This is a genomic window from Oceanobacillus chungangensis, assembly GCF_003369565.1.
Taxonomy (GTDB): domain Bacteria; phylum Bacillota; class Bacilli; order Bacillales; family Amphibacillaceae; genus Oceanobacillus; species Oceanobacillus chungangensis.
In genome coordinates, this window is sequence record NZ_PIOD01000005.1 from 468,708 (window position 1) to 482,439 (window position 13,732).

At 36.5% G+C, this 13,732-nt stretch carries 14 protein-coding genes; 12 read left to right on the plus strand and 2 right to left on the minus strand.

The annotated features are described in order from the left end of the window. Positions 1-214: 214 nt before the first annotated feature. Positions 215-586, minus strand: a complete 372-nt coding sequence (locus tag CWR45_RS05830; protein WP_115748891.1) for a hypothetical protein — start codon at positions 584-586, stop codon at positions 215-217. A gap of 272 nt (positions 587-858) precedes the next feature. Between CWR45_RS05830 and CWR45_RS05835 the strand changes: the two genes are divergently transcribed. Beyond that, positions 859-1,806, plus strand: coding sequence for a nuclease-related domain-containing protein (locus CWR45_RS05835; protein ID WP_115748893.1), 948 nt, complete (start codon positions 859-861; stop codon positions 1,804-1,806). 197 nt (positions 1,807-2,003) lie between these two features. On the opposite strand, the gene CWR45_RS05840 is transcribed toward CWR45_RS05835, so the two are convergent. Further along, positions 2,004-3,077 (minus strand): C40 family peptidase, encoded by a 1,074-nt coding sequence (locus tag CWR45_RS05840; protein ID WP_115748895.1) that lies wholly within the window; start codon positions 3,075-3,077, stop codon positions 2,004-2,006. Positions 3,078-3,501: 424 nt separating this feature from the next. On the opposite strand from CWR45_RS05840, the gene CWR45_RS05845 reads away from it, so the two are divergent. The 11 genes from CWR45_RS05845 to CWR45_RS05895 all read left to right on the plus strand — a co-directional run bounded on the left by CWR45_RS05845 (position 3,502) and on the right by CWR45_RS05895 (position 13,732). After that, positions 3,502-4,266, plus strand: a complete 765-nt coding sequence (locus CWR45_RS05845) for a YveK family protein (protein ID WP_115748896.1) — start codon at positions 3,502-3,504, stop codon at positions 4,264-4,266. Beyond that, positions 4,241-4,948, plus strand: coding sequence for a CpsD/CapB family tyrosine-protein kinase (locus CWR45_RS05850; protein ID WP_115748898.1), 708 nt, complete (start codon positions 4,241-4,243; stop codon positions 4,946-4,948). Before CWR45_RS05845 ends, CWR45_RS05850 begins: the two co-directional genes overlap by 26 nt. Before the next feature lie 278 nt (positions 4,949-5,226). Further along, entirely contained in the window at positions 5,227-5,997 is a 771-nt protein-coding gene (locus tag CWR45_RS05855; RefSeq protein WP_115748900.1) for a tyrosine-protein phosphatase, read from the plus strand. Positions 5,998-6,126: 129 nt separating this feature from the next. Then, positions 6,127-6,330: a response regulator transcription factor gene (locus CWR45_RS05860; protein WP_115748902.1), complete on the plus strand. Its 204-nt coding sequence runs from the start codon at positions 6,127-6,129 to the stop codon at positions 6,328-6,330. Further along, positions 6,331-6,798, plus strand: a complete 468-nt coding sequence (locus CWR45_RS05865) for a LuxR C-terminal-related transcriptional regulator (RefSeq protein ID WP_115748904.1) — start codon at positions 6,331-6,333, stop codon at positions 6,796-6,798. 160 nt (positions 6,799-6,958) lie between these two features. Continuing rightward, positions 6,959-8,788, plus strand: coding sequence for a polysaccharide biosynthesis protein (locus tag CWR45_RS05870; protein WP_115748906.1), 1,830 nt, complete (start codon positions 6,959-6,961; stop codon positions 8,786-8,788). 83 nt (positions 8,789-8,871) lie between these two features. Further along, complete coding sequence (locus tag CWR45_RS05875; RefSeq protein ID WP_115748908.1) at positions 8,872-9,987, plus strand: DegT/DnrJ/EryC1/StrS family aminotransferase; 1,116 nt, start codon at positions 8,872-8,874, stop codon at positions 9,985-9,987. Then, positions 9,987-10,622: a sugar transferase gene (locus tag CWR45_RS05880; protein WP_115748910.1), complete on the plus strand. Its 636-nt coding sequence runs from the start codon at positions 9,987-9,989 to the stop codon at positions 10,620-10,622. Before CWR45_RS05875 ends, CWR45_RS05880 begins: the two co-directional genes overlap by 1 nt. A gap of 4 nt (positions 10,623-10,626) precedes the next feature. Beyond that, complete coding sequence (locus CWR45_RS05885; protein ID WP_115748912.1) at positions 10,627-11,244, plus strand: acetyltransferase; 618 nt, start codon at positions 10,627-10,629, stop codon at positions 11,242-11,244. Between the two features lie 3 nt (positions 11,245-11,247). Beyond that, complete coding sequence (locus tag CWR45_RS05890; RefSeq protein ID WP_115748914.1) at positions 11,248-12,375, plus strand: glycosyltransferase family 4 protein; 1,128 nt, start codon at positions 11,248-11,250, stop codon at positions 12,373-12,375. Further along, positions 12,350-13,732 (plus strand): nucleotide sugar dehydrogenase, encoded by a 1,383-nt coding sequence (locus tag CWR45_RS05895; protein WP_115748916.1) that lies wholly within the window; start codon positions 12,350-12,352, stop codon positions 13,730-13,732. The genes CWR45_RS05890 and CWR45_RS05895 overlap by 26 nt, the downstream gene beginning before the upstream one ends.

The following is a 13,732-nucleotide window of genomic DNA, read 5'->3' on the forward strand; positions in this document are numbered from 1 at the left end:
GAGCGCACGTGCTGGAATCCAGAGCATTTACACCAAATTTGGAGCGCTCACGCCGATCCTCCTAATCAATCTCCAAATAAAAAAGAAAGTATTCACTCTCATGAGGAGTTGAATGCTTTCTTAATTTTTAATAGAAGTATAAGAAAATGACCAGTAGTGATATTCTTCGAGGTTAATCAATTATGTGGAACAGGATAAGATAGTGAGGTGGATTTTAGAACATCCCCATTGTTTTTTGAATTCGATGTATGTCTACTCTGTTTGCCCAAGTGTCATTACGCACAAGTTCCTGGTTTGTCGATATAATACTAATTTCCTCTTTTATATCGCCGTACTCTTTTGCATTAGCCAATTTCATTCCATCAATTTCTGCCTTTAAATAATCTTGTCCAGTAAGAAGTGCTGAAAGAATCTGCTTGTGTTCATTTAATTGGGATTTATGCTCATCCAGTTTCTTAGAATGTTCATGAAGAATTTGCGAGTGTTCATCCAACTTTTGAGAATGCTCTCCCAATATTCGCGAGTGTTCATCCTGCTTTTCCATAATCCTCTCCAGCATCCCTATAATCTGATCTTCCTTTTCCAACTTGTTCACCTCCTTTTTGAGTCCATTATAGCATATATAAATTAAATGCAAATAAGCAAAAAACGTCTGAAAAAAAGGTTGAAATCTTATTTTAGCTGTCGAATACTTTGGATTATGCATAGGTTTCTTATTTAACGTACATTACCGACAGAGATAAATAAAATTCAATCAAGTTATTCACATAGAAATCAAATTTTAGCTTTTTGACCAAGTGATAGAGAAAGCTATACTTATATTTATGAAATATACTAAAAGAGGAGTAATTTAATGGCATGAAAAATCGAATGAAACCACTTGTATTGCAAAAGTATGAAGTGTTAGCGGCAAGAGTTGCCATAAACTCACCGAAACGGGCAGAGATTGATCGAGAATTAGCGAAGTATCATAGAGGCTATGCTGGTGAGTTGAGAGTTGATTATCATCTAAACTTTCTGGCGAGCATTGGAACCATTCTCCAGGATGTATGCTTAAATGTTAACGGGCAAACCGTTCAAATCGATAATATTGTGATTACAAAAAGGGCGATTTACTTAATAGAGGTCATAAATTATCATGGCACCGTTACATTCGACACGAACTTCAATCAATTTATCCGCAGTGACGGCGAAAGAGAAACTGGATTCAGCTACCCCATTACCCAGGTCGAACTTCAAATGTATAAACTTCAAAACTGGCTCCATTCCCATGGTTTTCAGGATATTCCGATTTATTATTTTATCGCGATAAGTGAACCAGCTACAATCATTAAGGTAGAAGGCGATAAGCATTTGATTGCAAACATCGTTGCCCATGGCGAAAATATCCCGAAGAAGATAATCGACAACGAAAAGCAGCTAGCAGTAAGTAAATCAATCTCTATACCACATCAGAAAATTGGACATGCACTCTTAAGAGAGAGTATCGATTATGACCGGAATATAATGGCAGTTCACGGACTAAAAATCAGTGATCTGCTCCCAGGCGTGCGATGTCTCAATTGCAGTCGGTTTAGGATGAATCGTGAACGGCGGAACTGGCACTGTCATAAATGCAAGCATATATCAAAAAATGCACATATTAAAACGATAAATGACCACTTCCTTCTTACAAATCCATGGACAACTAATAAGGAAATGATGCACCTCCTTCAAGTGGGTTCACGCCATGTCGTTAAAAATCTATTGAAACAAGCTAACTTAATCTATAACGTCAAAAAGAAAAAATGGACTAGGCGGATTTAGAGGCTCTCTCCGGTACTCAAAGTGCTCATGGATTAAATTGAAAGCTCCGACCTCGCGCCTAAGAGCTCAAGAAAAGCAAAGAGAGCTCCGCCCCCACACATGATGGCTCCACGAATCCATCCATCCATCAATCCTCCCACCACAAAAAAGGAAGAACCCCTGAGTGGGGTTCTTCCTCTATCAACTATAAGTCTATTTTAATAAAAACGTTTATAACTATCAAAATGTTTCTTCCAGTATGAATTACTTACACTAGTAATTTCAACGCCGTCAGATCCTGCGTGGATGAATTCGCCGTTACCTAAGTAGATTCCCATGTGGGAGATGCCTGCTTTGTATGTTCCTGAGAAGAATACTAGGTCTCCTGGTTGTGGTGAGTTTACATAGTATGAACGATCAAAGAATCCTGCTGATGATGTGCGGCTGATGTCCATGCCTGCTTGTTTGTATACGTAATAGATGAATCCGCTGCAATCAAATCCGCTTGGTGATGATCCGCCCCATACGTATTTTACACCGTTAAAGCTTTTCGCTGTACTGATTAGCTTGTCTACATTGTAGCTAACGTCAGTTTGCGGTGCTTTTGGTGTTTCTTTCGCTGGTGGTGTTGCAGGTGCATTTCCACCTTTGATGTTTAGTTTCTGTCCGATGTAGATTAAATCGGATTTCAAGTTGTTCCATTGTTTCAGGTTAGCAACGCTTACGCCGTACTGTGAACCGATGCGTGATAACGTGTCTCCAGATTTAACTGTGTAGACTGATCCGCCACCGTTATCTGCAGGAGCCTTTGCTGGTTCCTTTGGTTTAGAAGGTGTAGATGGTGCGCTGCTATTCCCTGTGTTACTCACCTTTAACACATTTCCAGGATAGATCAATGTAGTGTTTAATCCGTTCCATTTCATCAGGTTGGAAAGTGAAATTTTATGTTTTGAGGCGATACCGCTTAGTGTGTCACCAGCTTTTACTGTATATGTAGTTTGATTAGTAGTAGGTGTCGTTGTACCGGATTTTGGTGTTTTGTTTGAATTGCCAGGCTGTGCACCAGAATTCGTGCTAGTTTCCAAAACTTGATTCGGATAAATTACATCAGACGTCAATTTATTTAATGTTTTTAAGTTAGAAACAGATGTTTGATGTTTCTGTGCGATGGACCATAATGAATCCCCACTCTGTACCTTGTACGAGGCTGCTTCTGCTTGTTCCGCACCGAAAATTGCGGCTGCAATTGCGGCACTTGCAGTTACCGACATCATAACTTTCTTGTTGGCCAATGTAAAAATCCCCCTATATCGATTATCATATTTTCTACAATTCTTACAAATTACAATATATTATATCCTTTTCTGGTAAATTTTGATAGATTGATAAGTAATTTGTAATATATTTGTAATGTATCCAAAAATAGGAGGAAATGGATACTATACCCCGTTGAAATTATTGAAAAATCAAATAGATAGTAACTGCTGTAAATCAATAAAATCGGTACTATATACCTATGATAATTTAATTATTATCCTATTAATCCAGCGTTTTCAATCACCAAATTTTTTTACAAATTTACAAAGACTTACAAAATTCATCGTCACATTTATAAAGTATTATGATATAATTCGTTATTGTAATCTGAAATAGTAGTGAACGAGTTTATTTGTTTGTTGCTTTCAGAAGAATAACAATGAATCCGGAGGTTACACCATGGAAGAAACAATATCCTTGAAAGAGATATTCGAGGTGATTAAGAAGCGTCTCCTACTAATTTCAGCAATCACGCTTGGAGCCGCGATTATAGCTGCAGTCATCAGCTATTTTGTATTAACGCCAACATATGAGGCGAGCTCGCAGTTTATCGTTAATCAGGAGCGACAAGATCCAAATACACAATTAAATACAGGGAATATTCAAACAGACCTGCAATTAATCAATACTTATAATGTCATTATTAAAACACCCGCAATTTTAGATAAAGTTATCGAAGAATTAAGTCTTCCATATTCAGTTGGAGCACTAAGCTCAAAAATTGCAGTTTCCAGCGCAGAGAACTCTCAAGTCGTTACGATTACGGTAACAGATGAAGACCCTGCACAAGCAGTAAAAATTGCTAATACAACGGTAGGGGTTTTTCATGATGAAATACCAGAACTTATGAATGTTAATAATGTGAATATACTTACAGAGGCACAATTAAGTCCGAATCCAAAACCTGTTGCACCGAATCCAATATTAAACATTGCAATCGCAACTGTTCTTGGAATCATGGTTGGTGTTGGTCTAGCATTCTTGCTTGAATACTTAGATAATTCGATTACAACAGAAGATGATGTAGAGAAGAAACTTGGCTTACCTGTACTTGGAGTAATTTCAAGAGTAAGTGATGAAGATGTACGAGAAAATCAATTTACGTTCCAATCGAAACAAATGAGGAGGAGTGGGTTAGATGGCGCGCAAAGGAAAACAATCTAAAGGCAATACAACAAATAAATTCAGACATTTAATCGCACAGGTGAATCCGAAATCGCCTATCTCTGAGCAATATCGTACAGTTCGTACGAATATCCAATTCTCATCTGTAGATAATGAAATCAGATCATTGCTTATCTCTTCTTCAGGACCGGCAGAAGGAAAATCGACAACGGTTGCGAATCTTGCGGTTGTATATGCGCAAGCAGGAAAGAAAGTATTGCTGATTGATGCTGACTTAAGAAAACCGACCGTACATTATACGTTCCGCTTGGATAATTTACGGGGGTTGAGCAATATTCTTGTTGGTGAGCATACGATTGATGAAACGGTAAATCGCACAAACATAGAGAATCTTGATGTTATTTCATGTGGACCAATTCCGCCGAACCCTTCAGAATTATTAGCATCAAGGAAGATGGAAAGCTTTTTAAAAGAAGCACAACAGACTTATGATATTGTAATCTTTGATACACCACCAGTATTAGCTGTGACAGATGCGCAAATTTTAGCGAATATTGTGGATGGCTCTATTTTGGTCGTTCGCAGTAAGCATACTGATCTCGAAGCTGCGAAAAAAGCAAAAGAAGCGCTTGAGCCTGCCAAAGCCAAATTACTTGGTACTGTATTAAATGGACGTGAGAAATCTGCGTCTAATTATTATTACTACTATGGTACGAACTAAAAAGTAATAACCCCCTTGCAAAGATAGGATGTAGGGGGTTTTATCTTTGTAGTGCTAGTTCAAACGAATGAGCGAAACAATCGATTCTCTATTAAATACTACTTTTTACCGGTATTTTTTTTGTCGTAAAACGTCTAAAATTAAACAATGGATAATAATACACTATTATGCATGTGGATGAATGAAAAAATGCTAGTATTCTGTTATAATATGTTCTATTATCAGACATTACTCGTAGCGGACTACGAGTACAAATTATTAGAGAGGATGTATGTAGTATGATTGATATCCATTCGCATATTCTGCCTGGCATCGATGATGGAGCACAGACGGAAGAAGATAGCCTTGAGATGGCGAGAGAGGCCGTAGCACAGGGTATAACTACTATTATCGCAACCCCTCATCATAGAAACGGCAAGTATGATAATAAACGAAGTAGTATTATTCAAGATGTGAATATATTAAATGAGCTGTTGATAAGAGAAGATATCCCGCTAAACGTATTACCGGGTCAAGAAACGAGAATTAACGGGGATATGGTGGAGGATATTAATAATGGAGAGCTATTATCGCTAGACGATACGAAATATCTCTTTGTTGAATTTCCATCTGCACATGTGCCGCGTTATTCGAGCCAGATGCTATTTGATATTCAAGTGGCGGGCTATACGCCGATCATTGTTCATCCAGAAAGAAACCAAGAGTTAATCGAGCATCCAAATAAGCTGTATGAATTTGTGCGGAATGGTGCATTAACTCAAGTTACTGCAGCAAGTATTGTTGGGAAATTTGGGAAGAATATTAAGACTTTCTCCCAGCAATTAATCGAGGCAAACTTGACTCATTTTATTGCTTCGGATGCACACAATACAACCTCACGGGGATTTTGTATGCAAGAGGCATTACAAGAAGTGAAAAGTGAATTTGGAACGGATTATTTCTACATGTTTATGGAGAACGGTCAGCTTCTAATCGACAATCAAAATGTCAATCGGTTCGAACCTTCGTCCATCAGAAAGAAAAAGAAGAAGTTTTTAGGATTATTTTAGCCTTTAACCCTACTAGACATCAATTTCAAGCCGGAAGATATCTTCGCTTGATTGCATACCTTGTAGTGAATTCTTTTTGGTATTAGAATCCACTACAAGGAACAAAACGTACAGTTGGGGGCAGGTAGTATGATTCGTGTTCTGTTAGTTGACGATCAACGGTTGTTTCGTGAAGGTGTAAATGCGCTTATCGAGCAAATAGATGATATCGATGTGATTGGAATTGCGGAAAATGGGAAAGAAGCAATCCAACAAATAGAACAAGTACAACCAGACGTCGTTATCATGGATATTCACATGCCAGAAATGAATGGAATTGAGACAACAAGATAATTGAAAACGAACTATCCTAAGATAAAAGTGGTATTGCTAACAACCAATGCGGACGATGATTTTGTCATAAGTGGAATTATTACTGGTGCTGATGGATTGCTGCTAAAAAGTCTCTATGCAGATAAACTTATCAACTGTATTCGTGATGCTTATCTTGGTGAAATGGTGCTTTCGGGGGAGGTTTCTCGTATTCTTGCTAATCGAATACGGGAATTAACATTGGATAAAAAGCAAATACTTGCACTTCGGTTGGAGCGATCAGGGTATCAATATACGAATCGAGAATTAGATGTCATTTATTTATTAATGGAAGGTAACACAAATAATCAGATTGCTAACCATCTATTTTTAAGTGAAGGTACCGTGAAAAATTATATTAGTGAGATTTATAATAAGGTAAATATTCGCAATCGAGTGAATGCTGTTTCTTATTTTAAAGATTTAATTACAATAAGAGATAAGAAGTGACTTTATTTGTTTAAAGTCACTTATAATATGACTAGGTCTTTAGTAATATAATCATCATGGTTTAAAAGTGTTTGCAGAATATTTCTATCTACTACATGAAATTATCTTAGTGTTACATAATTTTTTATAAATACTAAACACCCAGAAAGGAGCACACAATTTGAGTTACCGAAGAAGGTTAACATTATTAATTTTACTAGATTCTCTGATTGTTAGTACAGCAATTTTCATTGCATCATGGATTGTCTATCCACAAGTAGATATTTTTCGTACAGATGCACTAGTCATAAGCGCAGTCGCACTATTAATCTTTCATCATATATTCGCCTTTGCTTACAAGCTGTACAACAAAGTATGGTCCTATGCAAGTGTCGGAGAATTGATTACTATTGTTAAAGCTGTAACATTATCGATTATCTCTGCTGGAATCATACAATACCTCGCAAATGGTTTCTCTCTGTATAGTCGTGCACTGCTTGTCACATGGCTACTTCATATTTTATTAATTGGTGGGTCACGTTTTATGTGGCGTATCTTCCGTGATCGTTATATTAAAAATCCTACAGATCAAGAACGCACCTTAATTGTCGGTGCAGGTTCAGCTGGAGCAATGATTGCTAGACAACTGCAAAATGATCATCATAATAATGAATTATTACCAGTAGCATTTGTTGACGATGATTTTACGAAACTAAAGATGCAATTATATAATCTTCCCGTTTTGGGTGAAGTGAAGGATATTCCACAAATCGTCGAAAAAATGAAAATAGACCATATTGTTATTGCAATCCCTTCATTACGCAATGGGGCATTAGAGAAGATTGTCACAGAATGTAATAAGACGAATGTGAAAGTGCAAATGATTCCTAAGATTGAGGATCTAATGACAGGGAAAGTATCGGTAAGCAATCTGAAGAATGTCGAGGTTGAGGATTTACTTGGACGTGAACCTGTAAAATTGGATATTGAAGCGATATCTGAATATGTAACAGGAAGTACAGTGATGGTAACCGGTGCAGGTGGATCAATTGGTTCGGAAATTTGTCGCCAACTGATGCGCTTTAAACCAAAGAAAATCTTACTCGTTGGACACGGGGAATACAGCATTTATTCGATTGATATGGAATTGAAACAAAAATATGGTGATACGGAAACGGAAATTGTCCCAATAATCGGCGATGTTCAAGACCGTAATCGCATGTTTTGGATAGTAGACAAGCATAATCCAGCGATTATATATCATGCAGCAGCACATAAGCATGTACCATTAATGGAATATAATCCACATGAAGCAGTTAAGAACAATATTATTGGTACGAGAAATGTGGCAGAAGCCGCAGATGCTTTTGGTGTGAAGACCTTTGTAATGGTATCAACCGATAAGGCGGTAAACCCTACGAATGTTATGGGAGCTACAAAACGCGTTGCGGAAATGGTTGTCCAAGATTTGTCGCAGCGTAGTAAGACAAAATTTGTTGCAGTTCGATTCGGTAACGTACTCGGTAGCCGAGGTAGTGTTATTCCGTTATTCAAAAAGCAAATTGAGAAGGGTGGGCCAGTTACGGTTACCCACCCTGACATGACGCGTTACTTTATGACAATTCCGGAAGCTTCTAGACTTGTAATCCAGGCAGGAACTCTTGCAAAAGGTGGAGAAATCTTTGTGCTTGATATGGGTGAACCTGTGAAAATTTCTGACCTTGCTAAGAATCTTATTAAACTATCAGGATATACTGAAGACGAAATTCCAATTGAATATAGTGGAATTCGGGCTGGTGAGAAGATGTTTGAAGAACTGTTGAATAAGAATGAAGTTCTTCCTGGTGAGGTTTATGAAAAGATTTATGTTGGACGAACGGTTGAGGTTGATTCAGAGATGATAATTAACTTGATTGATAGTTTTGAAAGGTATGACGCTATTGAATTGAAGGATGCACTAATGGCAATTGTTTATATGGAGAGAACACTTTTAGCGGTACATGAATCATAAGAATATTATTAAAATCAATCAAAGAATGCAAAAAAGTATTAATATTATTTGAAGCAATTTTGTATGGAAGGAAGTCTCAGAAAATGACAGATAGAATATTCCTCTCTTCACCACATATGAGTGATGAAGGCTTTGAACAGCAATATGTAAAAGAAGCTTTTGATACAAACTGGATTGCTCCTTTGGGGGAAAACGTTAATGGATTTGAAAGAGAATTAGCTGAAAAGGTAGGTTCGAAATCTGCTGCGGCTCTATCTTCTGGAACTGCTGCTATCCATTTGGCACTTAAAGCAGCTGGAGTTGGGGAAGGAGATATTGTTTTTTGTCCAACACTTACTTTCTCAGCAACTGCTAATCCAATAATCTATCAAAATGCAACTCCAGTTTTTATTGATAGTGATTATGAAACATGGAACATAAGTCCAGAAGCTCTTAAAAAAGCTTTTGAAAAGTATCCAAAGGTAAAAGCGATAATTGTCGTTCACTTATATGGACTGTCAGCAGATATGGATAAGATTCTGGAGATTTGCAGGGGACACAATGTAACTATTATAGAAGATGCTGCAGAATCTCTAGGTACATATTATAAGAACAAGCATACCGGAACATTTGGTGACTATGGTATATTCTCTTTTAACGGGAATAAGATTATCACCACTTCAGGTGGTGGAATGCTTGTTTCGGACAATGAGGAGAGAGTAGCAAAGACTCGTTTTTGGGCAACTCAATCCCGAGATCAAGCGAGACATTATCAGCATAGTGAATTAGGTTTTAACTATCGAATGAGTAATGTGGTTGCTGGGATTGGTAGAGGTCAGCTTAAGGTATTAGATCAAAGGGTTGCTAAGAAAAACTATATATTTGAATTTTATAAGCAAGAACTTAATCAGCTTGAAGGTATTGAATTCATGCCGAGTAATGAGTGGGATCAGCCTAATTACTGGTTAAGTTGTATGATACTGACTGGAGAGGTCAGACCTATTGATGTTATGGAAGCTCTTGAAAAAGAAAATATTGAGTCAAGACCCGTCTGGAAGCCGATGCATTTGCAACCGTTCTTTGAAAAGTATGATTTTATCGGTGAAGATGTAGCGGAAAAGTTGTTTGAGAATGGAGTTTGTTTGCCTTCAGATACGAAAATGACTGATGAGGGATTAATGAGAATTTGTAAGATTATTAGAAGGTTGTGGGATAACTAATGAAGAGTGCAAAAGGTGGTATCTATAGAAATTTTCTAAAAAGACCTATGGATTTTATACTATCCTTAATTGCTATTATTGTTTTGAGTCCAGTATTTTTAGTTGTTTCGATACTTGTAAAATCTAAATTAGGTAGTCCGGTACTCTTCAAGCAGCAAAGAGCTGGGTATAATGAGAAGATTTTTATGATGTATAAGTTTCGGACAATGACGGATGAGAGAGATGAGAATGGCGAACTACTTCCTGATAGTGCTAGATTGACAAAGTTTGGTAAATTCCTTCGTTCGACATCACTTGATGAACTACCTGAGCTTTTAAATATTTTAAAAGGTGATATGTCCATTGTTGGTCCCAGGCCCCTATTAGTACAGTACCTTTCTCTTTATAATAAACATCAAAAACGGCGACATGAAGTAAGACCAGGACTATCTGGTTTAGCACAGATTAGCGGGAGAAATGCAATTAGTTGGGAAGATAAATTTAATCTTGATATTGAGTACGTGGACAATGTAAGTTTTATCAGAGATTGGAAGATTATTTTATTAACCATTAAAAAGGTATTTGAGCGGGAAGGTATTAATTCGGAAACAGCTGCTACGATGGAAGCATTTAAGGGAAGCGAAAAGGAAGAATGAGAAAATGAAGAGCAAACTTTTAATTATAGGTGCTAGCGGTCACGGAAAAGTTGTTGCTGATATTGCGATGAAAATGAATAGGTGGCAATGCATTGTTTTTTTAGATGATGACGAGAGTATCGAAACATCGATAGGTATAGATGTGATTGGAACTTCAGATAAAGTCTATGAGTACTTAGAAGAGTATGAGATATTTGTCGGTATTGGTAATAATGCAACGAGGCAAAAGGTTTATGAGAGGCTGGTGACTCTTAATGCCGATATTCCAGTTTTAATTCACCCAAATGCTGTAGTTGGTGAAAAAGTGAAAATAGAAAATGGAACAGTTGTAATGGCAGGGGTCGTTATTAACAGCTGTACTAAAGTAGGTAAAGGTTGCATCATCAATACCGGCTCTTCCATCGATCATGATAACTATATTGAGGATTATGTTCATATTTCACCAGGTGCACATCTCGCAGGAGCAGTAAAAGTAGGAAACAGATCGTGGTTGGGGATTGGAAGCATAGTAAGTAATAACCTAAACATCTCCAGCGATTGTAAAATTGGTGCAGGGGCTGTTGTTATTAGTGATATAACTGAAGCTGGTACTTATATTGGTGTTCCAGTAAGGAGAATTTAAAGTATGAAGATTCTTGTATTAGCTAATTTTGGTATGGGTTTATATAACTTTAGAAGAGAATTGCTAAAAGAATTAATAGAACAAAACCATGAAGTTTATATCTCTTTACCAAATGATGAATATGTACCAAAGTTAGAGGAATTGGGATGTAAATTCATAGATACTCATTTAGATAGACGAGGAACAAATCCTTTTACAGATTTTAGGCTAACCCTCCAGTATGTAAAAATGCTGAGACACATCAAGCCAGATCTTGTTTTAACATACACAATCAAGCCTAATGTGTATGGGGGTATAGCTTGTGCAATAACAAAAACCCCGTATATAACAAATATAACTGGTCTAGGTACTTCTGTTGAAAATAAGGGTTTCATTCAAAAGGTTACACTGACACTTTATAGGTTAGGATTAGAAAAGTCATCATGTGTGTTTTTTCAAAATGAATCTAATAGAACATTTTTTACCGACAATAAAATTGTTAAGAGTAATTCTCGGTTAATCCCCGGATCAGGGGTAAATTTAGACCAGCATAAATATGAAGAATATCCTATACGAGATGAGCAGTTGAGATTCCTTTTCATTGGGCGAATTATGAAAGCAAAGGGAATAGAAGAACTGCTTGAAGCAGCTGTAATTATTAAAAAAGAATATCCAAATGTACAATTTGATTTAGTTGGTGGTATTGAAGAAATCTATAATGATAAATTAGAAGAGTTGGATAGTCTAGATATTATTAACTACCACGGAAAACAGGAAGAAGTTCATGCATTTATTAAAAAATCTCATGCAATAATATTACCATCTTATCATGAAGGTTTAGCTAATGTTTTACTAGAATCTGCATCATCAGGAAGACCGGTATTGGCTTCAAAAGTTCCTGGCTGTATCGAAACTTTTGATGAGGGTTTGACTGGTTTTGGTTTTGAAGCGAGAAGTGTTGAGGGTCTAGTTAAAGCAATAATTAAATTTATAAATCTGCCTTACAATCAGAAGATAGCAATGGGATTAGCTGGACGTAGAAAGATGGAGATTAAATTTGATAGAAATCTTGTAATTAATGCTTACTTACAAGAAATAAAAAAGGTTATGGACAAGGAGAATAATAATGAATTTATACGAGATGTTGGTTGATAAAAAAGAGAAAATTTCATTAGTAGGACTAGGTTATGTTGGTATGCCAATTGCTGTTGCATTCGCTAAGAAAGTTGATGTAATTGGATTTGATGTGAATAAACAAAAAATCGAACTATATCAGAATGGAATAGATCCTACAAAAGAAGTTGGGAATGAAGTAATCAAGAATACAACTGTTCAATTCACTTCAGATGAATCAATGCTTAAGGAAGCTAAATTTCATATTGTGGCAGTTCCTACACCGGTGAGAGATGATCATACACCTGATTTAACACCAGTAGAATCCGCAAGTCGCACTCTTGGTAGAAACTTAACAAAAGGTTCGATAGTTGTTTTTGAATCTACTGTATATCCTGGTGTAACTGAAGATATTTGTGTTCCGATTTTAGAAAAAGAATCTGGACTAAAGTGCGGAGTTGATTTTAAAGTTGGTTATTCCCCAGAAAGAATCAATCCCGGTGATAAAGTTCATCGACTTGAGACAATAATAAAGGTAGTATCCGGGCAAGATGATGATTCTTTAGATATTATTTCAAAAGTATACGAATTAGTTGTAGAAGCAGGTGTTTATAAAGCAGAAAATATTAGAGTTGCTGAAGCAGCAAAGGTAATTGAAAACTCTCAGCGTGATATTAATATTGCTTTTATGAATGAGCTATCCATTATTTTTAATAAGATGGGAATTGATACAAATGCTGTGCTCGAAGCAGCTGGAACGAAATGGAATTTCCTTAAATTCTCTCCTGGACTAGTAGGAGGGCATTGTATAGGGGTTGATCCATACTACCTAACATACAAAGCAGAGCAAATGGGTTACCATTCTCAAATTATTCTTTCAGGGAGAAAAATAAATGATGATATGGGAAAATATGTAGCTGAGAGTACTGTAAAGCAAATGATCAAAACAAATACACAAATAAATGGTGCAAAAGTAGCTCTCTTCGGCGTTACATTTAAAGAGAACACTCCAGATGTTCGAAATACTAAAGTAGTAGATGTAATAAATGAATTAGAAGAGTACGGTGTGAAAGTAAAGGTTGTTGATCCTACAGCAGACAAAGAGGATTTATGGCGTGAATATGGAATTAAGCTAAGTGAACTGGAAGATATAAAGGAAATTGATGCAGCTATCTTTGCTGTTCCGCACGACGAGTTCAAAGGAATTCAACTAGAGGATGTTAAAAAGATGTTTAAATCAGCAGAAAATAATAATTTTGATGCTATGAACGAAGTAGCTGCAACAATTGACTTTGAAAAAGTAACTGAAAGAAAAGATAGTGTATTGATAGATCTTAAAGGAATGTTTAATAGAAAAGAAGCAGAAGATACTGGTTTTGTATATTGGGGGTTATAA

Coding starts and splice junctions, on each gene's coding strand:
- CWR45_RS05855 (WP_115748900.1), top strand. CDS start 5,227: ATGATTGATATCCATTCGCATATTCTGCCTGGCATCGATGATGGAGCA.
- CWR45_RS05860 (WP_115748902.1), top strand. CDS start 6,127: ATGATTCGTGTTCTGTTAGTTGACGATCAACGGTTGTTTCGTGAAGGT.
- CWR45_RS05880 (WP_115748910.1), top strand. CDS start 9,987: ATGAAGAGTGCAAAAGGTGGTATCTATAGAAATTTTCTAAAAAGACCT.
- CWR45_RS05850 (WP_115748898.1), top strand. CDS start 4,241: ATGGCGCGCAAAGGAAAACAATCTAAAGGCAATACAACAAATAAATTC.
- CWR45_RS05835 (WP_115748893.1), top strand. CDS start 859: ATGAAAAATCGAATGAAACCACTTGTATTGCAAAAGTATGAAGTGTTA.
- CWR45_RS05845 (WP_115748896.1), top strand. CDS start 3,502: ATGGAAGAAACAATATCCTTGAAAGAGATATTCGAGGTGATTAAGAAG.
- CWR45_RS05885 (WP_115748912.1), top strand. CDS start 10,627: ATGAAGAGCAAACTTTTAATTATAGGTGCTAGCGGTCACGGAAAAGTT.
- CWR45_RS05875 (WP_115748908.1), top strand. CDS start 8,872: ATGACAGATAGAATATTCCTCTCTTCACCACATATGAGTGATGAAGGC.
- CWR45_RS05895 (WP_115748916.1), top strand. CDS start 12,350: ATGAATTTATACGAGATGTTGGTTGATAAAAAAGAGAAAATTTCATTA.
- CWR45_RS05890 (WP_115748914.1), top strand. CDS start 11,248: ATGAAGATTCTTGTATTAGCTAATTTTGGTATGGGTTTATATAACTTT.